20 protein-coding genes are annotated in these 23,720 nt (G+C 65.7%); 8 read left to right on the top strand and 12 right to left on the bottom strand.

From position 1 onward, the window contains the following. Positions 1 to 27: 27 nt before the first annotated feature. From ACM9LZ_RS00200 to phaR, 5 genes are all read right to left on the bottom strand, one after another. Positions 28 to 3,192, bottom strand: a complete 3,165-nt coding sequence (locus ACM9LZ_RS00200; protein WP_416617314.1) for an efflux RND transporter permease subunit — start codon at positions 3,190 to 3,192, stop codon at positions 28 to 30. After that, a complete protein-coding gene (locus tag ACM9LZ_RS00195) occupies positions 3,189 to 4,373 on the bottom strand; it encodes an efflux RND transporter periplasmic adaptor subunit (protein ID WP_416617313.1) in 1,185 nt (394 codons plus the stop codon). The genes ACM9LZ_RS00200 and ACM9LZ_RS00195 overlap by 4 nt, the downstream gene beginning before the upstream one ends. 234 nt (positions 4,374 to 4,607) lie before the next feature. Continuing rightward, positions 4,608 to 5,675: a 5-(carboxyamino)imidazole ribonucleotide synthase gene (locus ACM9LZ_RS00190; protein ID WP_416617312.1), complete on the bottom strand. Its 1,068-nt coding sequence runs from the start codon at positions 5,673 to 5,675 to the stop codon at positions 4,608 to 4,610. 51 nt (positions 5,676 to 5,726) lie between these two features. Next, on the bottom strand, positions 5,727 to 6,194 hold the full coding sequence (gene purE / locus ACM9LZ_RS00185) for a 5-(carboxyamino)imidazole ribonucleotide mutase (RefSeq protein WP_416617626.1): 468 nt from the start codon (positions 6,192 to 6,194) through the stop codon (positions 5,727 to 5,729). 383 nt (positions 6,195 to 6,577) lie between these two features. Next, complete coding sequence (gene phaR / locus ACM9LZ_RS00180; RefSeq protein WP_416617311.1) at positions 6,578 to 7,180, bottom strand: polyhydroxyalkanoate synthesis repressor PhaR; 603 nt, start codon at positions 7,178 to 7,180, stop codon at positions 6,578 to 6,580. A 215-nt stretch (positions 7,181 to 7,395) separates the two neighbouring features. Here phaR and ACM9LZ_RS00175 point away from each other — a divergent pair, with 215 nt between their 5' ends. From ACM9LZ_RS00175 to ACM9LZ_RS00155, 5 genes are all read left to right on the top strand, one after another. Continuing rightward, entirely contained in the window at positions 7,396 to 7,911 is a 516-nt protein-coding gene (locus ACM9LZ_RS00175; protein ID WP_416617310.1) for a hypothetical protein, read from the top strand. Positions 7,912 to 7,948: 37 nt separating this feature from the next. Next, the gene (locus tag ACM9LZ_RS00170; protein WP_416617309.1) at positions 7,949 to 8,989 is read left to right on the top strand and encodes an alpha/beta fold hydrolase; all 1,041 of its coding nucleotides are present in this window, start codon (positions 7,949 to 7,951) and stop codon (positions 8,987 to 8,989) included. Between the two features lie 127 nt (positions 8,990 to 9,116). Continuing rightward, entirely contained in the window at positions 9,117 to 10,364 is a 1,248-nt protein-coding gene (locus tag ACM9LZ_RS00165) for a murein hydrolase activator EnvC family protein (RefSeq protein ID WP_416617308.1), read from the top strand. 2 nt (positions 10,365 to 10,366) lie between these two features. Continuing rightward, complete coding sequence (locus ACM9LZ_RS00160; protein WP_445376661.1) at positions 10,367 to 11,755, top strand: S41 family peptidase; 1,389 nt, start codon at positions 10,367 to 10,369, stop codon at positions 11,753 to 11,755. A gap of 18 nt (positions 11,756 to 11,773) precedes the next feature. Continuing rightward, positions 11,774 to 13,162 carry a divergent polysaccharide deacetylase family protein gene (locus ACM9LZ_RS00155; RefSeq protein WP_416617306.1) on the top strand — a complete coding sequence of 463 codons (1,389 nt, stop codon included), beginning with the start codon at positions 11,774 to 11,776 and terminating at the stop codon, positions 13,160 to 13,162. Positions 13,163 to 13,246: 84 nt separating this feature from the next. Here the strand turns inward: ACM9LZ_RS00155 and ACM9LZ_RS00150 are convergent, their stop codons facing one another. Continuing rightward, entirely contained in the window at positions 13,247 to 13,585 is a 339-nt protein-coding gene (locus ACM9LZ_RS00150; RefSeq protein ID WP_416617305.1) for a hypothetical protein, read from the bottom strand. Positions 13,586 to 13,787: 202 nt separating this feature from the next. On the opposite strand from ACM9LZ_RS00150, the gene ACM9LZ_RS00145 reads away from it, so the two are divergent. Further along, the gene (locus ACM9LZ_RS00145; RefSeq protein WP_416617304.1) at positions 13,788 to 15,689 is read left to right on the top strand and encodes a propionyl-CoA synthetase; all 1,902 of its coding nucleotides are present in this window, start codon (positions 13,788 to 13,790) and stop codon (positions 15,687 to 15,689) included. A gap of 213 nt (positions 15,690 to 15,902) precedes the next feature. Here ACM9LZ_RS00145 and ACM9LZ_RS00140 read toward each other — a convergent pair whose 3' ends face one another. Beyond that, positions 15,903 to 16,364 (bottom strand): Hsp20 family protein, encoded by a 462-nt coding sequence (locus ACM9LZ_RS00140; protein WP_416617303.1) that lies wholly within the window; start codon positions 16,362 to 16,364, stop codon positions 15,903 to 15,905. A 299-nt stretch (positions 16,365 to 16,663) separates the two neighbouring features. On the opposite strand from ACM9LZ_RS00140, the gene ACM9LZ_RS00135 reads away from it, so the two are divergent. Next, a complete protein-coding gene (locus ACM9LZ_RS00135; protein WP_416617302.1) occupies positions 16,664 to 17,065 on the top strand; it encodes a DUF1465 family protein in 402 nt (133 codons plus the stop codon). 80 nt (positions 17,066 to 17,145) lie between these two features. Here ACM9LZ_RS00135 and ACM9LZ_RS00130 read toward each other — a convergent pair whose 3' ends face one another. The 4 genes from ACM9LZ_RS00130 to ACM9LZ_RS00115 all read right to left on the bottom strand — a co-directional run bounded on the left by ACM9LZ_RS00130 (position 17,146) and on the right by ACM9LZ_RS00115 (position 20,798). Further along, positions 17,146 to 17,856 carry a protein phosphatase CheZ gene (locus ACM9LZ_RS00130; protein WP_416617301.1) on the bottom strand — a complete coding sequence of 237 codons (711 nt, stop codon included), beginning with the start codon at positions 17,854 to 17,856 and terminating at the stop codon, positions 17,146 to 17,148. 206 nt (positions 17,857 to 18,062) lie between these two features. Next, entirely contained in the window at positions 18,063 to 18,935 is an 873-nt protein-coding gene (locus ACM9LZ_RS00125; protein WP_416617300.1) for a 23S rRNA (adenine(2030)-N(6))-methyltransferase RlmJ, read from the bottom strand. Position 18,936: 1 nt separating this feature from the next. Next, positions 18,937 to 19,878 carry a DMT family transporter gene (locus ACM9LZ_RS00120; protein ID WP_416617299.1) on the bottom strand — a complete coding sequence of 314 codons (942 nt, stop codon included), beginning with the start codon at positions 19,876 to 19,878 and terminating at the stop codon, positions 18,937 to 18,939. A gap of 257 nt (positions 19,879 to 20,135) precedes the next feature. Further along, a complete protein-coding gene (locus tag ACM9LZ_RS00115; protein WP_416617298.1) occupies positions 20,136 to 20,798 on the bottom strand; it encodes a transglycosylase SLT domain-containing protein in 663 nt (220 codons plus the stop codon). Between the two features lie 332 nt (positions 20,799 to 21,130). Here ACM9LZ_RS00115 and ACM9LZ_RS00110 point away from each other — a divergent pair, with 332 nt between their 5' ends. Continuing rightward, positions 21,131 to 22,417 (top strand): methyltransferase, encoded by a 1,287-nt coding sequence (locus ACM9LZ_RS00110; RefSeq protein WP_416617297.1) that lies wholly within the window; start codon positions 21,131 to 21,133, stop codon positions 22,415 to 22,417. Positions 22,418 to 22,449: 32 nt separating this feature from the next. Here the strand turns inward: ACM9LZ_RS00110 and ACM9LZ_RS00105 are convergent, their stop codons facing one another. Further along, positions 22,450 to 23,718: an NAD(P)/FAD-dependent oxidoreductase gene (locus ACM9LZ_RS00105; protein WP_416617296.1), complete on the bottom strand. Its 1,269-nt coding sequence runs from the start codon at positions 23,716 to 23,718 to the stop codon at positions 22,450 to 22,452. Positions 23,719 to 23,720: the final 2 nt, after the last annotated feature.

Genomic DNA, 23,720 nt, shown 5'->3' with positions numbered 1-23,720 from the left:
CGCCGGCGCCGTTGGTGCCGGGCCGGATCAGGCCGGGTCCGGCTGCCTGTGGCTTCCGCTTACGAACCGGCGGATGACGACATAGAAGACGGGCGTGAAAAGCAGGCCGAAGAAGGTGACCCCCAGCATGCCGAAGAAGACGGCCGTGCCCAGGCTCTGGCGCATTTCTGCGCCGGCACCGCTGGCGATCATCAAGGGAACCACGCCCAGGATGAAGGCGAAGGACGTCATCAGGATGGGACGCAGGCGCAGGCGGCACGCCTCGATCACCGCATCATAGCGGTCTCGGCCTTCCGCCTCCAGTTGCCGGGCGAATTCCACGATCAGGATGGCATTCTTCGATGCCAGCCCCACCAGCACGACGAACCCGATCTGGGCAAGGATGTTGTTGTCCATGCCGCGCATCATCAGGCCGCCCACGGCCGACAGCAGGCACATGGGCACGATCAGAAGGATGGCGAAGGGCAGCGACCAGCTTTCATACTGGGCGGCCAGGACAAGGAAGACGAAGAAGACGCAGAGCGGGAAGATGTAGAGTGCCGAATTGCCGGTATTCTTCTCCTGATATGACAGATCCGTCCATTCGGCCTTGAATCCGGCGGGCAGGGCCGTGGCTGCCGCCTGTTCCATGGCGGCCATGGCCGTGCCGGAACTGACGCCCGGCAGGTTGTTGCCCTGCAGCTCCGCCGCCGGGAACAGGTTGTAGCGAAGGACGCGGTTGGGGCCGGTGATGAAGTTGAAATCCACGAAGGACCCCAGGGGCACCATCTGGCCCTGGTCGTTGCGCGTCTGCAGCTTGCCGATATTCTCCGGATCCAGCCGGAACGGCCCATCGGCCTGCGCCGTCACCTGGAAGGTGCGGCCGAACAGGTTCGTGTCGTTCACATAGGCCGACCCCAGATAGATGGCCAGCGTCTGGAACACGCTGGTCACCGGCACACCCAGCATCTGCGCCTTGGCGCGGTCGACATCCAGGTAGATTTGCGGTGCGCGGGCACTGAACGGCGTGAAGACGCTGGTCAGGCCGGGCACCTGGTTGCCGGCCTGGGCCAGCGCCCATGTGGCCTGTTCCAGGGCCGCCGGTCCGTTGCCGGCCAGATCCTGCACACGCAGGGTGAACCCGCCCGATGTACCCAGCCCCCGGATGGGCGGTGGTGGCACGACGAATACCTGAGCCTCCGGCACCGCCATGAAGACCCGCTTCTGCAATTCCTGCAGGATGCTGTTGGCGGTCCAGCCATTGGCCTTGCGTTCCTCGAACGGGACCATGGGGGTGAAGATGGCGCCGGCATTGGGGGCGATGGTGCGGGTGGCGCCGGAAAAGCCCGCGAACTGTACCGTATGTGCGATGCCCGGCGTTTCGCGTGCGATCGCCGCCACCTTCTGCACAACATCGGTGGTATTGGTCAGCGACGTGCCTTCCGGCGTCTGGACGGCGATGATCAGATAGCCCTGATCCTGCTGCGGGATGAAGCCCGACGGGATGCGGGTGAAAACGAAGCCCGTGGCTGCGATCAGCAATATGTAGACTGCCAGCATGACCGGTGTGGTCCGCGTCACCCGCGTGACAAGCCCGGCATAGGCATCGGCCAGCCGGTCGAACAGCCGGTTGAACGCCGCGAAGAAACGGTCCAGCAGGCCTGACACCACGGCCAGCCGCGCGGTGGCCGCCTGGTGCCCCGGCGTATGGGCCTTCAGCAGCCGGGCGCACAATGCCGGTGACAAGGTCAGGGAATTGAAGGCTGAAATGATGGTGGCCGTGGCGATGGTGACGGCGAACTGTCGATAAAACTCACCCTGGATGCCTTCGATGAAGGCAGTCGGGATGAACACGGCGGACAGCACAAGGGCGATGGAAACCAGCGCGCCGCCCACCTCATCCATGGTGATGCGCGCGCTTTCGATGGGCGAATGGCCCAGCGCCAGGTTACGCTCCACATTCTCCACCACGACGATGGCGTCATCCACCACGATGCCGACGGCCAGCACCAGCCCGAACAGGGTCAGGTTGTTGATGGAAAACCCCAACATCGACATGATGGCGAAGGTGCCGATCAGTGATACCGGAATGGCCAGAACGGGAATGATGGCCGCCCGCCACCGTTGCAGGAACAGCAGAACGACCAGCACCACCAGGGCCATGGCCTCCACGATGGTCTTGATCAGTTCGTTGATGCTCTCCGCGATGAACTGGGTCGTATCGTAGACGATGCGGTATTCAAGACCCGGCGGGAAATCCCGGCTCAGCGTCTCCACCGTCTGTTTCAGCCGGGCCGCCGTCTCCAGGGCGTTGGAGCCGGGAAGCTGCGACACGGCCAGCACCACGGCCGGCTTGCCGTCCAGGAAGGAATTGGTGATGTAGTCGCGCGCGCCCAGTTCCACCCGCGCCACATCCTTCAACCGGACCAGCCGGCCATCGTCGCCATGCTTGACGATGATGTTCTCGAACTCCTGCGGCTGCGTCAGCCGCCCCTGCAGCGTGATATTGAGCTGGTAGTCGCGCGGCGTGTCCAGCGGTGGCTGGCCGAGGCTGCCACCGGCCACCTGCACATTCTGCTGCTGGATGGCGGCCACCACCTCGCCCGCCGACATGCCAAGGGAGGCGATCTTCTGCGGGTCCAGCCAGGCGCGCATGGAATAGTCGCGCGCCCCGAACAGGTTGATGTTGCCCACACCCTCCACGCGGCTGAGCACGTCGCGCACGCGCAGCAGGGCATAGTTGGAGATATAGAGCTGGTCATAGGTGTTGTCGGGCGACAGCAGATGGACCACCAGCATCAGGTCAGGCGAATCCTTGCGCGTCACCACGCCGTTGCGCCGCACCTCCTCCGGCAGTCTTGCCTCGGCGATGGCGACGCGGTTCTGTACCAGAACCTGCGCTTCGTCCAGGTTGGTGCCCAGATTGAAGGTGATGGTCAGGTTCATCTGACCGTCGCTGGTCGAGTTGGAGGACATGTAGAGCATGCCTTCAACCCCGTTCACCTCCTGCTCGATCGGGGCGGCGACGGTATTCGCCACTGTTTCGGCATTGGCACCGGGATAGCGTGCCGTCACCGTGACGGTGGGCGGCACCACCTCCGGATATTGCGAGACGGGCAGTGTCAGGTACGAGATGGTGCCGACGGCGATGATGATGATCGACAGGACGATGGCGAAGACCGGCCGGTCGATGAAGAAACGGCCGATCTTCATGGTTGTGCCCCCTGGGCCGGGGCGGCGCCCTGGACCGGCTGTTCCATGGGTGTGACGGTGGCACCGGGGCGCACGCGCTGCAGGCCGGCCGTGATCACGCGATCATTGGCCGACAGCCCGTCGCGGATGACCCGCAGCCCGTCCACAAGCGGTCCCGTCGTCACCGTCCGGTAGACCACCTTGTTTTCCGGGTCGACGACCAGCACGAAGCGTCGGTTCTGGTCGGTGCCGATCGCACCGTCGGGGATCAGCAATCCTTCGTAATCGGGGCGGCCGACCAGCCGCAGCCGCCCGAACAGGCCGGGGGTCAGCAGCATGTCGGGATTGTCGAATACGGCGCGGGTCCGGATGGTGCCCGTGCCGTCATCGATGCGATTGTCCAGGAAGTCGATGCGGCCCTTGTGGGTGAAGCCCTGTTCGTCGGGAAGGGCCAGTTCCACGGGCGTGGCGCCGTCCCGGCTGCTTGTCCGCTCGCCCATGCTGTTCAGGCGTGTATAGCGCAGATAGGAGGCCTGGTCGGTATCGAAATAGAAATGGATCGGGTCCAGCGAGACGATCGTGGTCAGCAGGGTGGATTGCGCGGTTCCGCCGCTGACCAGATTGCCGACCGAGACCCGCCGGTTCGAGACGCGGCCCGTCACGGGTGCGCGCACCGTGGTGAATTCAAGGTCGAGTTCGGCGGCGCGCTGTTGCGCCTCTGCCGACAGCAGGGCAGCCTGGGCGTTCTGCAGCTGTTGCGATCGGGTGTCCAGCACGGATTGCGATACGGCCTGCGTCCGCCGCAGATCCTGGGCACGGTCCAATTCCCGCTGGGCCAGTTGCACCGATGACCGGGCCTGGGCCACACCGGCGCGTGCCATGTCCACGACCGCCTGATAGGGGCGGGGGTCGATCACGAACAGCGGATCGCCCTTGAACACGATCTGGCCATCCTGGAAACTGACGGCCGTCAGATAGCCGCTGACCCGGGCCCGGATCTCCACCCCCTCCACGGCGGCGAAGCGCCCTGTATATTCATCCCATTCCTTGACGTTTTTCTTGACGGGCTGGCTGACGACAACCTGCGGCGCCTGCGCCGCTGCCTGCGGATCCTGGCCCCCACGGCCACAACCCGTCAACGCCAACAGTCCCGTCAGCCCGGCCGCCAGCAAGGCAGCCCGACCCATACGGCCCGTTTCCATGGAACCCTCCACCTGAACCCCGATCTGGACCATAGCATGGCAAGCTGAGCCGCAAATGCATTCCAAATTCTTGCTGCGTCTGCGAATAGCAGATGCAAGCGCATGGCTGCTATTGCAGCGCATGATTGTGCGCTGCATCACAGACAGGGTGTGGGCGCGGCGCGGCCCCGGCGGTTCATGGCAGGCGAAGGGCGCGGATTGATGACTTGCGGCAGATGCGGGAAAAACGGCGGGTCAGACCGGCCGGGTCACGTGGCCCATCTTGCGACCCGATCGGGCTTCGCCCTTGCCATAAAGATGCAGGCGGCTGCCGGGCTCGCCCAACAGGGCCTGCCATTGGTCGACATCATGCCCGATCAGGTTGGTCATCACACAGGGCCGCATGATGCCTGTGGAACCCAGCGGCAGGTTGCAGATGGCGCGGATAAGCTGCTCGAACTGGCTTGTTTCGGCGAAATCGATGGACCAGTGACCGGAATTATGCGGCCGGGGAGCCATTTCATTGACCAGCACGCGGCCATCGCGCGTCACAAACATCTCCACGGCCAGAAGACCGACCACCTGAAGTGCGGTTGCCAGGGTTTCCGCGATGCGCACGGCCTCCGTGGCGACGGCAGGTGTGATGGCGGCGGGGACCCTGGTCGTATCCAGGATGCCGGCCTTGTGGCTGTTCTGTACCGGCGGGAAGGAGGCCAGCGTGCCGTCGGCCTTGCGCGCCGTGACGACGGATATTTCCAGTTCGAAATCCACGAAACCTTCAAGGATGGCATCATCGCTGCCGATGGCATCGAAGGCGCCCGACAATTCATCCCCCGGGTTCAGGCGGATCTGCCCCTTGCCGTCATAGCCCATGCGGGTTGATTTGAGAATGGCGGCAGTCCCGATCTCCGCCATGGCCAGGGCCAGTTCCGCCGGGTTGCGCACACCACGGAAGGGGGCCGTGCCTATCCCCAGCTTGTTGGCGAAGCTTTTTTCCGCCAGCCGGTCCTGGGCGACGGCCAGGACATTGGCGCCGGGATGCACATGGACGTGCCTGGCCAGGAACTCCACGGCATAGGTCGGCACATTCTCCCATTCCAGGGTGATGACATCGACATCGTCGGCGAAGCGGGCGAGTGCCCGCAGGTCGTGCCACCCCGCCTGCGTGTGATAGGCGACCACCTGCCCACATGAACTGTCCATGCTCTCCGGTGCGAAGACATGCACCCGGTAACCCAGATTGGCGGCGGCCAGCGCCGTCATGCGGCCCAACTGGCCGGCACCCAGGATACCGATGACGGAGCCGGGCGGAATCGCGGTCATGGGTGGGTTGTCCTTCACGTCAGGGAACATCAGGGGCCGGCCGGTGCGGCATCAGGCCGGATCGTCCACGGGGGCTGCGGCCACCGCGTCCGTCTGCCGCTGCCGCCAGGCGGTCAGGGCTGTATCCAGCCGTTCATCCGACAGGGCCAGGATGGAGGCGGCCAGCAAACCGGCATTGATGGCCCCGGCCTTGCCGATGGCCAGCGTACCGACGGGCACGCCGCCGGGCATCTGCACGATGGACAAAAGACTGTCCTGGCCCTTCAGCGCATGGCTTTCCACCGGCACGCCCAGCACGGGCAGGCAGGTCATGGATGCGGCCATGCCCGGCAGGTGCGCCGCGCCGCCGGCACCGGCGATGATGACCTTCAGCCCGCGTGCCTTGGCGCTGGTCGCGTAATCATAAAGCCGCTGCGGCGTGCGGTGGGCTGAAACGATGCGGGTTTCAAACGGCACGCCCAGGTCGGTCAGCACGGTGGCGGCGTGCTTCATGGTAACCCAGTCGGACTGGCTGCCCATGATGATGCCGACGGGAACCGGCGTTCCCTGGCTTTCGGGGGCGGATGAGGTTGTCACGGCTGCCAGCTCCCTGTCGCTCTCGCACGGGTGATCCCGGAAAGCGCGGGATTATAGGCAGCCGTCGGCGATGCGCAATGGCAGGGGACGCAGGTCCGCCCGGCGGAATTTCATGCGTGCCGGCCAGGATTGGCGTGCCATCTCCGCGAATCACCCAGAGATGCCAGAAGGGCGAAGAGGCTGGGGCGGCAGACACTGGGGCGGCAAACATTGGCGCAGGACGTTTGCATGGAAATCCCAGCGGTGCCCCTGCCGGCACAGGGGGCACCTTCTTCGGTATATCAAGGACATGACGGGGGCAGACCGGAGACGACGGGGCGGATGGGTCAGTCCTTGCGCCGTGTCAGGTTCTCCATCTGGCTCTGCAGCTCGTCCAGCCGCTTTTGCAGCTCGGAGAACTTGTCGTCGGGTTTCGCCTTGCCGGCTTCGGGTGCAGGGGCTTCCGCCGGGGTGACCGGCATGTCGCCATTGAAGGGGCTGAACATGCGCATGGCCCGCTCGAACAGGGCGATGTTCTGCTTGCTCATCTCCTCGAATCCGCCGAAGGGAAACATGCTCCCGAACGTATTCTGGAAATATTCGCGCATCTTGTCCTGGTTGCCCGTGAAGGACTTCATCGAATGTTCGAGATAGCGCGGCACCAGCCACTGCATATTGTCGCCGTAAAAGCTGATCAACTGCCGCAGGAAGGGGATGGGCAGCAGGTTCTGGCCCTTCGATTCCTCCTCCACGATGATCTGCGTCAGGACCGATCGTGTGATGTCGTCGCCGCTCTTGGCGTCATAGACCACGAAGTCCGTGCCGTCCTTCACCATCTGGCACAGATGGTCCAGCGTGACATAGGAGCTGGTGGCGGTATTGTACAGCCGGCGGTTAGCGTACTTCTTGATGGTCACCGGCGCGGGCTTGGTGTCTTCTTTTTCAGCCATTTGGCGACGTTTCCCCCGGTCGATGCTGCGGATCGTTATATCAAGGAGTACGTCATTACGCGGTCGCAGCGCAAGCGTTCCGCAACGCCGCACGCATAATACGTAACTATTGTTTGGCGGACGTACCGGTTTGATTATGCTGCATGGAGTGCGGCCGGTCCGACGGCCGCCGGAAACCGCCGGAGCCCGGCGTCGACGGCAAGGTGAGGGGCAAGGTGAGCGAACCCAAGGAACCGCCCGGCATGGATGAACTGGCCCGGCGCTATCTGGACCTGTGGCAGGACCAATGGGCGGCACTGTGCGCCGACCCCGCCGTGGCCGACAGCATGGCCCGCACCATGACGGCTTTCGGCCAGACGGCGATCACCTTCAACGGCATGCTGGAGCAGGCCCTGGGATCGGCCAAGGCCGGCAATCCGTGGCTGGACATGATGAAATCGCTTTGGCCCGGCGCGGCCGCGGCACAGGGGACGCAAAGCCATGACGAACGGCAGGACGCGCGCGGAACCGGCAGGCCCGCCGCCGCTGCGCCAGGGACCGCGCCCGCTGGGGCTGCATCTGGGGACGGGGCTGGCGATCTTGCTCAGCTCTCCGGCCGCATTGCCGCTCTTGAACGCGAACTGGCCGCACTGGCACCCCAGCCTGAGGGAGAGGGCGGCGGCACTGCGGCGCGACCTGCTGCAAAGCCTGGGCGCCGCCGCAAGCCTGCCCGACGGCCCGCTGCCGACTGAACGGCTGGCGCCGTTCAGCAATGCCGTGGATCGTGGCATGCGTTGGCGAATCGACGCCTTCCTGAAAGGGGTCGAACGCTATCGCCACCATCCCTATCAGCGGGATATCGAGGACGCGCCGACCGTCTGGCAGGAGGGGGCCACCCGCTTGCTGGAGATGGGCGCCCGGGGCCGGCCGGTCCTGTTCGTGCCGTCGCTGATCAACCGCGGCTATATACTGGACCTGTCCTGGCGGAAAAGCCTGCTGCGCTGGCTGGCCGGCGAAGGCGGCGGCGACAGCGAAGGCGGGGGCGGCATCCGCCCGTTTCTTCTGGAATGGGGCTATCCGCAGGCGGCGGAGCGCGGCTTCACCATGTCGGACGTGGTGGCGGGGCGGCTGGTGCGCGCGCTGGAGGTGACATGCGCGCGCGTCGGCGGGCCCGTCACACTGGCCGGCTATTGCATGGGCGGGCTTCTGGCGCTTGGCGCCGCCCTGCGCCGGCCGGACCTGGTGTCGGCCTATGTGGCCATGGCGGCCCCGTGGGACTTTCACGCCGACGATGCCGCCGCGGCCCAGCGCACGGCTGCCCTGGTCACGCCTTTCGATCCCGTGATGCGCCTGCTGGGTGAATTGCCGGTGGATGGGGTGCAGACCCTGTTTGCCACGCTGGACCCGTTGCTGGCTCTGAAGAAGTTCAGCCGCTTCGGCACCATGGACATGGCCGGGGACGAAGCGGACGATTTCGTGGCACTGGAGGACTGGCTCAATGATGGCGTCAGCCTGCCGGCGGCCATCGCGCGGGAATGCCTGACGGGATGGTATGGCGAGAATACGCCGGGCCGGGGGGAATGGCGCATCGCGGACATGCCGGTCAGGCCGCAGTCGCTGGCCTGTCCGTCCCTTGTCATCGTGCCCGCCCGTGACCGGATCGTGCCTCCGGCGGCGGCACGCGCGCTGGGCACGGCCCTGCCGGGAGCCACCGTTTGGCAACCGAGCCTGGGCCATATCGGCATGATCGTCAGCGGTGGCGCGAAGGCCCGCATCTGGGCCCCGTTGCGCGACTGGCTGCTCCACCCGCCGGCCGGCCCGGAGGGTTGATCCGCCAAAAGGCTATCGCAAACCGGATGACAGCCGCGTCAGCGATGTTCTATCAAGGGGTTGGCCTGGAGGGGCGGTCGTCTCCACCCTTCTGGAGCCTTGGCATACATACGGAAATGGGCGCCCATTGGCACCGCGTCGGACCCTTCTGCTCTCCTTGATGCTGCCGGCCCTGCTGGTGCTTCCGGCATCGGCGCAGCAGCGTGCCGCCGATCCGGCCCGGCAGTTGCAACAGGTGGAGCGCGACCTGCAGCAGGCCGACAAGGCCCGCGCCGAACTGGATGCCAGGGCAGAGGCGCTGGAGAAGGAACTGGCCGACCTGCGGGCCCGCGCCGTGGAAGCCGCCCAACAGCAACGCGCCCAGTCCGATGAACTGGCGCGGCTGGAAACCGCACTGGGCGAACTGGGGAGCGAGGAGAAGGAGAGGCTGGAGCGGATCGAGGCTGACCGCGCGGCGCTGGCGGAATTGCTGGGGGCGCTGCAGCGCCTGTCGCGTCTGCCGCCCGATGCGATGATCGCCGCCCCGCAATCGCCCAGCGACACGGTGAAGAGCGCGCTGCTGCTGCGGTCCGCCGTGCCTGAGCTGAAGACACGGGCCGATGCGCTGTCGCGCGAGTTGCAGGCCCTGGTTGACCTGCGGCAGAAACTGGCCCAGCAGCGGGAAAAGACGGCGCGGGCCGCGGAAAGCCTGGCATTGCGGCAGAAGGACCTGGCGGCCCTGGTGGCCCGGCGGGAGCAGGTGTCACGCGGCACGGATGCGGAGCGCACGCGCGTGGCCGCGCGCGCCACCGCCCTGGCGGAACGCGCCGGCGACCTGAAGGAGCTGATCGAGAAGCTGGAGGCGGAGCGCAAGGCCGCGGCCGCGCGCAAGGCGGAGGCGGAGCGTCGCCGCCAGGCCCAGGCAGAGGCCGAACGGGAGAAACGCGCCCGCGACCGCATCGCCGGCCTGAAACGTGCCCCACCGGAACCACAATCCGGCGCCATCCTGGGCGGCATGGTGGCCCCCGTCGGCGGTCAGGTCGTGACCCGCTATGGTCAGACCGACGATGTCGGGGCCACCAGCCGGGGCCTGACCTATCGCGGCCGGGCCGGTGCCGCGGTGGTGGCGCCGGCCGATGGCGCGGTGATGTTCGCGGGGCCGTTCAAGGGGTACGGGCTTCTCTTGATCCTTGAACACGCCAACGGATATCATTCCCTGCTGTCCGGATTGGGGCGTATCGACGCCCAGGTCGGCCAGCGCGTGCTGGGAGGGGAGCCGGTGGGCCTTCTGTCGGGTGGTTCGAGCCCGACATTGTATTATGAGCTGCGGCGCGGTGGTCAGCCGGTCAACCCCGCCCGCGGCCTTGCAGCCTCCGACGGCAAGGGACAAGGTTGATGATGAGCAAGCTGTTCTCCTCCGCCGCCATCGCGGCCCTTCTGGCCTTCACCGCTCCCGCACTGGTGGTTTCCCCCGCCGCCGCCCGCCAGCCGCTGAAGTCCGAAACCTACAAGCAGCTCGACCTGTTCGCCGACGTGTTCGAGCGCGTGCGCTCCGAATATGTGGAGGAGGTGACGGACGAGCAGCTTATCGAGGCGGCCATCGACGGCATGCTGACCTCGCTCGACCCGCACTCCTCCTATCTCAACAAGAAGAACTTCGCGGATATGCGGGTGCAGACCCGGGGTGAGTTCGGCGGCCTGGGGATCGAGGTCACGTCGGAGAACGGCTTCGTCAAGGTCATCTCCCCCATGGATGAGACGCCCGCGGCCCGCGCCGGGGTGCAGCCGGGCGACTATATCACCCATCTGAACGATGAACAGATCGTGGGCCTGTCGCTGAACGAGGCGGTGGAGAAGATGCGCGGCCCCGTGGGCAGCGACATCCGCATCACCATCCGCCGCGACAATGTGGCCGAGCCGATCCAGTTGAACCTGACCCGTGCCAATATCAAGGTTCAGTCCGTGCGGTTCCGGGCCGAGGACAATATCGGCTATATCCGCATCTCCAGCTTCAACGAGCAGACCCAGCCGGGTCTGGACCGGGCCATCGCCAGGTTGAAGGAACAGTTGGGGCCGAAGCTGATCGGCTATGTGCTGGACTTGCGCAACAATCCCGGCGGCCTGCTGGATCAGGCGGTTTCCGTGTCCGACACTTTCCTTGAAAAGGGGCGGCTGATCGTTTCCACCCGCGGACGCGGCGGCAAGGAGGGTGACCGTTACACTGCCAAGCCCGGCGATTCCGCGGACGGGCTGCCCATCGTGGTGCTGATCAATGGCGGGTCGGCATCGGCATCGGAAATCGTGGCCGGTGCGCTGCAGGATCACAAGCGTGCCATCATCCTGGGCACCCAGAGCTTCGGCAAGGGGTCGGTGCAGACCGTCATTCCGCTCCAGGGGCAGCAAAGCGCCATGCGGCTGACCACGGCGCGGTACTACACCCCTTCGGGCAAGTCGATCCAGCAATTGGGTATCTCCCCGGACATCGAGGTGCAGCCCGCCAAGGTTGAGGAACTGGCCCAGGCGGCCCAGCGCCGGCGCGAGGCCGACCTGCCCAATGCCTTGCGCAATACCGACCAGGGCGGCACCCGTCCGGGCACGCCGGCGGCACCCGCGCCGGCCTCCCCGCCGGTGCCGAACGCGCCCGCCGACCCCGGTGCCAACGTGACGCCCTCCACCACGCCGACGGCCCAGCCGCCCGCGCCGGAGCCCGTCGATTACCAGCTTTCCCGCGCACTTGACCTGCTGCGTGGTGTTGCCCTCTTCTCCCAGGCGAAACATACCAACTGACGATAAGCATCCCCGGCCGTGCCCCTGTTTCCGTTCACAAGAAAAAACAAGTCCAAGGCAGGTGCCACGGCGGGAACCGGTGGCGGCAGTGCAGCCGTGCTGGCCTCGCGCTTCGGTGTGCGCCGCGGTGGTGCCACGGCGGGCGCGGATGCTGACGCCAAGGGGGACGAGGCGGATCACCGGTCTGTGCCGGGCAAGGCGGGTCAGCGGTTCTGGGACAGGGTGAAGCCGCGCGGTGGCCGCGGCAAGGGCAAGGCCGGCAACCCCTTCTCCGACAGCAGTGAGTTGTCGCTGCTGGGTCTGGAGACGGAGGAGGAGACGGGTGGGAACGGGCGCAAGGCCAAAGGCCCGGCGCGGCGGGCCCGTCCATCACCACCGGCCATCGCCGCCCTGCTGCTGGTGCTGGCCATGGCAGGCGTGGCGGTTGTGCTGGCCGTGAAGGGGCCGGAAACGGTGGCCCGGCTGGATGCTGCCCGCGGCCTGGGCAGCCGGATCGTGATTCTGTTGCCGGACGGAAGCCCCCGTTTCGCCCCGCCCGCCACGGCGGCCCCGGTGGAGGAGGCGCCGCTGGACCCTGTGGACATGCCTGTCACCCTGACCCCCTCGCGCAACGACATGCTGGTTGAACGGCTGCGCGTTGGCCGTGTGCCCCGTGTGGCGCCCGATGGCACGACGGCCTGGCAATATTACGCCCGGCCCTTCCCGCAGGAAGACCAGCGTCCGCGCATCGCCATCATCCTGACCGGCCTGGGCCTGTCGCATGCGGCGACGCAGGCGGCCATCGACCGGCTGCCCAGCGCTGTCACCTTCGCGTTTCCCCCATCCGGACAGGATCTGCAGGCCCGTGTCGATGATGTGCGTGCGAAGGGGCACGAGGTGCTGCTGGCCGTGCCTTTGCAGCCGGCGGGCTATCCCGCCAACGATCCCGGTCCCAACACATTGTTGACCAACCTGTCGGATGAGGAGAATACAAGGCGGCTTGAGGCCAGCATGGCCGCCTTCACGGGTTATGTCGGCGTGACATCCAGGACGGACAGCGGCACGGCCTTCCTGACCCAGCGTGACAATGTGCGCGGGCTGCTCCAGCAGGTGCATCGCCGCGGCTTGCTTTATGTCGACCTCTGGCAGGTTGCAGGCAGCAAGGGCAGTGCCGTGGCCAAGGAACTGTCCCTGCCGCGCGTGATCAGCGACCTTCAGATCGACCGGGTGCCGTCCGTCATCGGCATCGACGCCCAACTGGCTCAACTCGAGCAACTGGCCAAGGCCAATGGTGTGGCCGTGGGCTTTGCCGAGGCCACCTATCCCGTCAGTGTGGAACGCCTGTCGGATTGGGCGGTCGGCCTGCGTGACCGCGGGATCGTGCTGGCGCCCGTTTCCGCCGTCGTGAACCGGCAGGCCGACCGGTAGGCGGGCCCCGCCAGGACTGTTAAACTCCATGGTTTGCAGCTGCTCCGAGCCCGCCCATGTGTGGGCCGATCTGGAGGAACCCGCTTAGGCCACAACCTGCATGGCCTTCGACACGATCAAGGCGATACGGTCGCCATCGACCTCCATCGATTTTTCCGCGGCCCGTGGCAGCGGGATCTTCATCTTGCGGCAATAGATGATCAGCACGGCCGCCACTTCGGCTTCCTCCATCTCGATCTCGCGATAGACGCTGGAGCCCATGGCCTGGATCTTCACCCCGAGGATCAGGGGATTGTCACTGCGGATCAGGATGGGACCCAGCAGGCCCGGCGGCTGCTTTTGCGGGAACAGTTCACGATAGGTCTTCACCGCCGCCCGGATGGCCTCTGGCGAGAACTGGATATGTCGGCTGTCAACGATCATGGAGACGGCTACTCGTGATGGCTGGTTGCAAATGTCGCAGACCAAGGTCGGGGATGAAAGCTGGCGGCTGTTCTTGCTGATTAGTGTGAAGCGGCAGACATAATCATTGATGTCCCGTTCCAACAGGGTCGAAATCAGAGCAAACGTATGTGCCGGCCGTTTCATCCCGCGGCTCCGGTGCATGAAGCGGGGAGGGGACGACATGACCGGGCGCTATCAGTCGATCTACAATCAGTCCATGGCCGATCCTGTGGAATTCTGGCGGGATGCTGCGGAAGCCATCGAATGGGATCGCTTCCCGACAACCATACTGGACGAAAGTGATAAGCCTTTCTATCGGTGGTATCGGGGGGGACGGTTGAATATTTGCCATAACGCGCTTGACCGGCATGTTGCCGCCGGTCGCGGTGCGCAGGTGGCGCTGATCCATGACAGTCCGGTGTCCGACAGCAAGCGCTTCATCACCTATGCGGAGCTGCTGGATCAGGTTGCACGGCTGGCCGGTGCGCTGCGTGACCAGGGGGTGACACAGGGCGACAGGGTCATCATCTACATGCCCATGATCCCCGAGGCGGTGGCCGCCATGCTGGCATGTGCCCGCATCGGGGCCGTGCATTCCGTGGTATTCGGCGGATTCGCGCCGCATGAACTGGCCACGCGCATCAATGACGCCACGCCGAAGGTCATCATGTCGGCCAGTTGCGGGATCGAAGGCAGCAAGATCCTGCCTTATAAGCCCATGCTGGATGCCGCCATCGATCAGGCGCATCATAAACCTGCGCATTGCATCATTTTCCAGCGTCCGCAGGCTCATGCGGCCCTGACCCCCGGCCGTGATCTGGACTGGGGCCAGGCCATGGAGGCGGCCCGGCCGGCCGATTGCGTGATGGTGGAGGCCACCGACCCGCTCTACATCCTCTACACGTCCGGCACGACGGGCCAGCCCAAGGGCGTGGTTCGTGATACGGGCGGCTATGCCGTCGCGCTGAAATGGACCATGGAGCATTTCTATGGCCTGAAACCGGGGGAGGTGTTCTGGACGGCCAGCGATGTCGGCTGGGTCGTCGGCCATTCCTATATCGTCTATGGTCCGCTTCTGCAGGGCTGCACGACCCTTGTCTATGAAGGCAAGCCCGTCGGCACGCCGGACGCGGCCGCCTTCTGGCGGGTCATCGAGGAACATAAGGTCGTGACGCTGTTCACGGCCCCGACCGCCTTTCGCGCCATCAAGCGGGAGGACCCGAACGCCGAGTTGATCGCCAATCACGACATCTCCACCCTGCGGGCCCTGTTCCTGGCCGGCGAACGTTCCGATCCCGATACGTTGAACTGGGCCGAAACGCACCTGAAGGTGCCTGTGATCGACCATTGGTGGCAGACGGAGACAGGCTGGCCCATCGCGGGCAATCCGCTGGGGCTTGATCTGCTGAAGGTGAAATACGGCAGTACTGCTGTTCCATTGCCGGGGTGGGACATCCGGGTCCTGGCGGCTGACGGAACCCCGGTAAAGCGCGGCGACATCGGCGCCATCGTGGCCAGGCTGCCGCTGCCGCCCGGCACGCTGCCCACCTTGTGGAATGCGCGGGAGCGATTCTTCAAGAGCTATCTGGCCGATTTTCCCGGCTATTATCAGACGTCGGATGCCGGATTCATCGATGATGACGGCTATATTTTCGTCATGGCCCGTACCGACGATATCATCAATGTCGCCGGCCACCGTCTGTCGACGGGCGCGATGGAAGAGGTCCTGTCCGGTCATTCCGACGTGGCGGAATGCGCCGTGATCGGCGTGGCCGATGCGCTGAAGGGCCAGCTTCCGCTGGGTTTCATCGTCCTGAAGCGGGGGGTCGACCGGCCGCATGCCGAGATTCTGGCCGAAATCGTCAAGAAGGTGCGCGACGAGATCGGACCCGTGGCCGCCTTCAAGCAGGCGCTGGTCGTGGAACGGCTGCCGAAGACCCGCTCCGGCAAGATCCTGCGCGGCACGATGCAGAAGATCGCCGATAGCGAAGCCTGGAAGATGCCAGCCACCATCGATGATCCCGCCACCCTGGACGAGATCGGCACGGCCCTGAAGCAGGCCGGTTATGCGAAGGCTGGATGAGGGTGCGTTAATTCGGCAACAATCATGACGTTTTCTTTGCGTCCATGGTTCTTTAACGTCTGTTGCCGGTTGACCCCTGGAGCCCGGGCTCCTACTTTCGGCTTGTTCGTTCGGCAGGGTTGAACGGGCGGGGCTTCAGGGAAATGGGTAAAAAATAGAGGGCCGCCATCGTAGCGGCCCTCTTTTAATTTCAGCGTTTCAAGATAATCGCGGTTACGCCGCGTCGCGCGTGGGCAGCGAGGTCTTGGGCGTGGAGGTTGCGATCTGGATGGAACGCGGCTTCAGGGTTTCCGGCACTTCACGCACCAGCTCGATGTGCAACAAACCATTCTCCAGTATGGCGTTGGTCACCCGGATATGGTCGGCAAGCTGGAAGCGGCGCTCGAACGCGCGGCCGGCGATGCCACGATGCAGGAAGGTTGTCCCTTCCGTCTCCTTGGCCTTGCCCTGGACGATCAGCAGATTGGGGTGTGCCGTGATCTCGATATCGCTTTCGCTGAAACCGGCCACGGCCATGGTGACGCGGTACTGATCCTCGCCACGCTTTTCGATATTGTAGGGGGGATAGGCGTTGCTGCCATTATCTTCCCCGTTCAGCGCATTCTCCAGAAGGCGCGTCATGCGGTCGAAACCGACGGTGGAACGGAAAAGCGGCGACAGGTCATAGCTACGCATTGGTATCCTCCAGGAGCGATACGTTGGGTCTCGGGGCCCCCGTCATCGGCCGGCCCCTTGGCTTCGTGGATATCCGCGACCCCGTCATCGGGCGCCGCCTCCACGCCATTGACGTAAGAACCGGGCTTCCGCCCTTCAAGAGGGGGAGACGCAAAAAGTTCCCCTGCACATTGGTAGGGGTGGGGCACCCCCAAGGAGGCGACCGGCACCGATTGTCAAACGGCGGCAAATGCCCTTACACTTTGCCGGTGTCGCAGGCGCATCCAGGCGATCGTGCCGGCGCCGGGAAGGAGTCGCGGGTGAACGGACCGACAGCCTTCTTCAACAGAACCTATGATGAGACCATGAGCCTGCTGCTGGAGGCCCGCAACTACGTGGCCTATCAGGAGGCGGCGGACCAGCGCAGCCTGCCGCCCGCCGTTCGTCTTCAGGCCTCTTATGAGTCGATGCGGGTCACCAGCCGGCTGACACAGGTCATGGCGTGGATATTGGCCCAGAAAGCCGTGCATGCAGGGGAACTGACCCAGGAGCAGGCCGTGGGGGACGATTACGCCCTGTCAGGCGGCCATATCTGTTCCGACCCGTCGGGACCGGACAATCTGGCCCTGCCGCCCGCCTTGCGCTCGCTGCTGCAACGCAGCCATGGGCTTTACATGCGGACATCCAGGCTGGAGGACATGGTCCGGCGCAACGTCGCCTGACACAGTCCACCCTGCCGGGCCGCCGGATGGCAGTGCCGGACAACAGGTCCGGTGATCGGCTTCGATCACCGGATATGGGATCAGTCGAACAGGGCGTCGATATCGGCCTGCGAAACGCTGGCCTGCCCATCCATCGGCCCGTGCAGGGCCAGGCCATCATCATGCTTGGCGATGCTGGGCGGCAGGGGCAGCGCCTCGAATTCCTTGCTGTTCCAGACGGACATCATGCTGTCGATCCGTTCCTCGATGAAGGCCAGCGCCTGTACCACCTTGGTGATGCGCTGCCCCGTCAGATCCTGGAAATTGCAGGCCTCGAAAATGCGCAGGGTGACGTCGTTCAAATCTTTCAGCCGGCTGCTCTGATACCCTTCGGGCAGTTGAGACCGCACTTCATTGACGATGTCCTCCACCTCTTCGGCGGCGGAAATGATGATGTTGGTCGCCGCCTCTGTGGCGCGCACCACGGCTGACAATTGCTCGCTCGCCTCCTGGAACGTGTCCTCGTGCGCCAGGGGATGCCGCAGGGCGGCCATTTCAACCTTTGTCGCCTTGATGCGGCCGGCGATATCGGCGATTTCGACCTGGATTTGTTCGATATGGGTGTGGTCGACCGTCAGGAAGCGGTCCAGCTTTCCCCCCAGGGCGGAAATGGCGGCCAGCACCTCGGCATTGTCCACGCTGACATTCATGACGGGCGGCGGCGGGGGCAGGGCGGCGGATGAAACGGCCGCCGTCACGGCGCCGTCCCGCACCTCCGCCCCGTTGCGGGCGCTGCCGGTTCGCTTGGCCATCTGGATTTCCGCCATGAATGGCCGACGCGGCATATGCACCATTCCAGTCCCCCTGTCCCCCGATGCGGCATCCGGCGCGCCCCTACGAAAGGCTATCGCCCGTTCGGATACGCCATCACACTTTCGTACTGTGACCTAAGCCAGTGTGCGCTGCAAGATGGCAAGCGTGACCAAAAGATGAAGGCGCGAAAACAAGCACACCCGCATCAAAGAGCGGTGCTGCCATCCTCTCCCCGGATCCAGTGGCAGCCGACGGGGCCGATGCCGGCATCCAATGCCTTTTGCAGGGCGGGCAGCATCGTGGACAGGGTCTCTTGCGTCTTCCAGGGCGGATTGACCAGGATCAGGCCGGACCCGTTCAGCCGGTCGGACCGGTCGTCGTCGGACCAGCAAAGCTCTGCCGCCAGCATGCGGGGGATGCCCGTATCCTCCAGCATCTGGTGAAAACGCCACACCGTGGCGCGGTCCTTTACGGGATACCACAGCAGGTATTGTCCCGTGGCCCAGCGGCGGTGCGCGATGGCAAGGGCGGCGACCATGCGCTCATATTCGTCCGGCGCTTCGAAGGGCGGATCGATGACGACCAGGCCGCGGCGTTCCCGCGGTGGCAGGTGGGCCTTCAGCGACAGCCAGCCATCCATATGGTGGACGCTTACCTGCCGGTCGCCCTGGAACAATGCCCGCAGCGTGCGCACATCGTCGGCATGCAGTTCCGCCAGCAGCAGCCGGTCGTCCGGCCGCATCAGCGATCGTGCCAGCCAGGGAGAGCCTGGATAATGCCGGATGGGGTCGCCATCCCCACCCTCGGCGTTCAGCGACCGGATCGTTTCCAGATAGGGCGACAGGCAGTCCGGCAGGCCATCCACCGGCCGGGACAGCACACGGCGGATACCGCGCACCGCCTCCCCTGTCCGCCGTGCGGCCTGGTCGTCAAGATCATAGCGTCCGATGCCGGCATGTGTATCCAGCACGAAGAAGGGGGCGGGCTTGGCCCGCAGCCGGTCCAGCAGCCAGGCAAGCACGGCATGTTTCATGACATCGGCGGCGTTGCCGGCGTGGAAGACGTGGCGATAGTTCATGTTACAGGTTCTTCGTGGTGCTGGCGGCCTGGGCCTTGTGGATCATGCCCAGCTTGGATTCACGCCATATGATGTAGACCCCGCTGCCGATCACGATCAAGGCCCCAAGCGCTACCATGGGATGGGGCACCTCCGACCAGATCAGATAGCCATAGCCCGTGGCCCACAGCATGGCCGTATAGTCGAAGGGCGCGATGACGGCCACCGGCGCGCCACGATAGGCGCTGGTCAGCAAAAGCTGCCCCACCCCACCCACGACGCCCAACGCGACGAAAAGCAGGGCATCGGTGGGCGTCGGCATCACGAAGTCGGGCAGGCACGCCAGTCCCATGATGATGCTGCCGCTCAGCATGAAATAGAAGACGATGGTCGTGCTGGGTTCCGTTGCGGACAGGCGCCGGATGGAGATCATGGCACAGGCGGCCAGGGCGGCGGAGGTCAGAGCCAGCAGGCTGCCGACGGCCACCCGGCCACCCGCCATCGCCTCGCGCAGCAGGTTGGCATCGGGGCGCAGCATGATCAGCACCCCGGCGAAGCCCACCACAAGCGCCACCGCCCGCCGCCATCGCACCCTCTCCCCCAGGATCAGCAGGCCCAGCAGCGTTGTCCAGAGCGGGGCCGTGAAGGCAAAGGCGGCGGCATTGGCCAGCGGCAGATAGGTAATGGCCGTGAAGCCGCAGGCCATGGAGGTGACACCGATCAGGCAACGGGCCAGGTGCCCCAGGGGCCGCGCGGTGCGCAGCGAGGCAAGGCCGCCCGCGCGATGGACCAGCGGCAGGATCACGACCAGCGCGATCGATGCCCGGAAGAAGATCACCTGTGTCACGGGGTAGGAGGAGCCCAGCCATTTCACCAGCACATTCATCGTGCTGAACATCGCCACCGCCACCACCATCGTCAGGATGGCGCGGCCGACAGGGGGCAGGGTGGAAAGACGGTACATGGTTTCCGGTGCGGGCGAAGGGGACCGGCACCTTTCGTGCGTGATCCCCGCGGCGGACACCAGCCCCGGCTTTACATGGCAGACATGGCACCGGGTTGCCAGTCCGGGCAGAACCGGCAAATCACGGGCGTCAAACGAACCGGCGGCAGAACCAGCGGCTGCTGGATAATCAGGTGGCAGATGATCGGGAAGGTCAGGGGCTGGCCATGCTGACGGGGCCCCGGCACGACCGGCGCTGCGACCAGAAAGACAGCCGCTCAGCCGACAGGGATATCGTCCAGCTTCTCAAAGGCGCGGCGGGTGCGGGGGGCGACATGCGGCGTCTTCTGGCCAGCGCAATCGGGGACACCAACCAGATCGGCACTGGTCTGGGCGCCCAGGCTGACAAGCTGTTGCTTGATCTTGCACTGATAGGCGGCCGCCTTCGTGCCGCTGGCGCCATTATAGCGGGCGACGGCCCCGGCCCAGCTTCCGGTTTCCCGGCGCAGGGTCACCAGATACCGGGCGGCATAGCGGACATTGGCTTCCGGGTTCACGATCTTTTCGACCGGACGGAAGGCCTGCTTGTGATGGGTCAGCGAAAGCTGCATGCAGCCGGCATAGACGGCACCACGCAGGTTGCCCTGATTGTCACGCAGGTAGGTTGCAGCCTCCGCTTCCGTGCGGGGCGAGACCGTGCGGCCGCGGATATTCATGGCATAGGGGGAGGGAGCACCACCGGAACCGCTTTCCACCAGGGACACGGCCATCAGGATGCCCTTCGGGATGCTGAATTCCTTTTCCGCGGCCACGATATGGTCAAGGCATGCGGCCCGAGCGGGCGCGGCGAGAAAGGTCAGCGCGAATACAAAGGAGAAGGCAATGAACAGGGCGGAGTCACGGATGGAAGGGACTGCGGCGCGTCGCATGCGCATCTGCATCTCTTTCATCCTCGTTCCCCCTGTCGCGTTCCCGGCGGTGATGCCGCCGACGAAATTCCCGCTTGTGCGCGGGACCCATGCCCAGGCCACCGTTACGAAATGCGGTGACCGCTCCCTGAAGAAAACCATGACCGGCACCATGCACCGGCCGCATAGCAATTCCAGATTAGACGCATTGGGTCAACCGGGAATCATTGGATTTGCTGTATTCGCCGCATATATCCCCACGAGAAGGGCTGGTTTGTCCCATCGGTACCCCCTGGCGGCCATTCACCGGCATGATATAGCGCGATCCGCCCGGCAGCGGCCGGCCCGCGTTTTCCGGATTCGCCATGACCGACGTGATCACCCAAGCCTACGCCCATCTGGACCGTCAGGACGCTGATGGTGCGGTTGCCATCCTGCTTGCCATGGGCGGCGGGGCGGAGGCGGCGGGTTTGCTGGGCGACCTGCTGCTGGAGAAAGGCAAGCTGGAGGAGGCGTCGCAGGCCTTCCGGGGTGCCCTGGCGGAAGAGCCGGACCGGTTGCCCTGCCTGCGGGGCCTGGTGGCGGCCCTGGCCGGGCTGGGTCGGCACGGGGAGGCCATGGAGCCGTGCCGGCTGCTGCTGGACGCGCGGCCTGACGATGCGATGGGCCATCGCCACATGGCCCACCTGATGCTGGCGGCGGGTGACCGGGACGCGGCGCTGGCCCATGCGCGCGAGGCGCGGTTCCTGGCACGGCACGACCTGGAGATATTGATCGATACGGCACAGGTCATGCTGGCCGCTGACGAGGGGCTGTCCGCCGTGGAAATGCTGGACGGCGCGCTGCGGCGTGCCCACCCGGCCGATCCCGCGCTGCCGCGTGGCCGCGTCATTCTGGCCCGCCTTTGGACGCAACTGGACGAGCCGGGCAAGGCCGCCGCCGTGCTGCGCGCGGCCCTGCAGGCCGATCCGGACGATACGGGCGGTGCCGCCGCGGCGCTGGCCGAACTGGCCCACGGCCCGGCCGCGGCGACGCTGTCCGCGGCCTTCGTGCGCGCGCTGTTCGACAGTTATGCCGACCGGTTCGAGCAGGAACTGGTCGGAAAGCTTCGCTATGGCGGGCCCGGTGCGCTGCGCGACCTGCTGCTGGACCATGGGATCGGTCCCGGCGCGGGGCTGCGGCTGCTGGACGCTGGATGCGGCACGGGGCTGGCCGGGGCGGCCCTGCGCCCGGTCGCTGCGCATCTGGCCGGGTTCGACCTGTCGCCCCGTATGGTGGAAAAATCCCGCGCGCGGCAGATCTATGATGCGCTGTGGGTCGGTGATCTGGTGGCCAGCATGCTGGCGCGGCCGGCGGCGCATGATCTGGTGGTGGCGGCCGATGTGCTGGTCTATGTCGGCGACCTCAACCCCGTCATGGCGGCGGCGGCGGTGACCCTGGCCGATGGTGGCCATTTCGCCTTCACCTGCGAGCGGACGGTCGAACCGGGCTTCATCCTGCATGAGGGGCGGCGCTTCGCCCATGGGGAGGCGCATCTGCGCCGGGCCGTGGCGGATGCCGGGCTGGAATTGCGCCATCTTGCCCCCTTCAGCGCCCGCACCCAACGGGGGGAGCCGGTGCCCGGCTGGATCGCGCTGGCGGTGAAGCCCTGAACCGCAGGGGCCAGGGGCCTTTGCCGTCGGCCTTATAGTAAGTCGCGCAGCCGGTACCACATCATGCCCAGCACCAGGGCCGGCATCTTCAGCCCCGCAGGGCCGGGGAAGGGGCGGTGGGGGATACGGGCGAACACGTCCAGCCGTCCCGCCTGGCCCGCAATCGCCTCCGCGATCACCCGGCCGGCGATGGCCGTCAGCGCCACGCCGTGCCCGCTATAGCCCTGGGCGAAATAGGTGGTGGGACTGACGCGGCCCAGATGCGGCATGCGGTTCATGGTGATGGCCACATGCCCGCCCCAGCAATAGTCGATGGCGAGATCGGCCAGTTGCGGGAAATATTTCAGCATGGTCCGGCGCAGCGATTGTTTCAGCCCCGGCTGGTCGAAACCGGAATAACTGACGCCGCCGCCGAACAGGAACCGGTGGTCCGGGCTGCGGCGGTAATAGTTCAGCACGAAATTGATGTCCGCCACGGCGATACCGGAGGGGATGAGGGCCCGGGCCCGGTCGGGGTCCATCGGTTCGGTGCCGATGATGTAGGTGCCTGCCGGCATCACGCGGCTGCGGATGGGCCGGCATAGGCCGCCCAGATAGGCATTGCCGGCCAGCACCAGAAAGCGGGCCGATACGGTGCCTGTGGCCGTGAAGGCCCGCGGATTGTCGCCGGTATCGACGCGGACCACACGGCTGCGTTCATGGATGCGCACGCCCATCCCCTCCGCTGCCAGGGCCAGGCCCAGTGCATAGTTCAGCGGATGCAACTGTCCGCTGCCCTCGTCATACAGCCCGCCCAGATAGGCATCGGTGGCCACCATGGACCGGACCTCGTCGCGCTCGACCATGCGCGTCCTGTGATAGCCGAGCCCCTCCAGTTCCGCCTTGTGTTCCGCCAGCCCCGTCATGTGCCGCGGCTTCAGGGCGGCCAGCAGATAGCCCCATTTCAGGTCGCAATCGATCCGATGGCGGTCGACCAGATCGGACAGCATGGCCTTGGCCTCTTCCGACAGGTCCCAGAGATGGCGGGCATCGTCCTTGCCCACCCAGCCCTCGATCTGGTCCATCCCCTTGTTGAAGCCGGTGACGATCTGCCCGCCATTGCGCCCCGACGCACCCCAGCCGACGGTCTCCGCCTCCAGCACGATGACGGACAGCCCCTTGCCCGCCAGCTCAATGGCTGTCACCAGCCCCGTATAGCCACCGCCGACGATGCAGACATCGGCCACCGTGTCGCCGACCAGCAGGGGGCGGGCGGGTGCTGCATGGGCCGTGTCGGCATACCAGGAGGGGGCGTGGGGCATGG

Origin of the sequence: Niveispirillum fermenti (assembly GCF_048066175.1) — a bacterium.
GTDB classification, from domain to species: domain Bacteria; phylum Pseudomonadota; class Alphaproteobacteria; order Azospirillales; family Azospirillaceae; genus Niveispirillum; species Niveispirillum fermenti.
The sequence above is the reverse complement of the archived record's forward strand: the minus strand, read 5'-3'. Positions and strand labels throughout refer to the sequence as shown.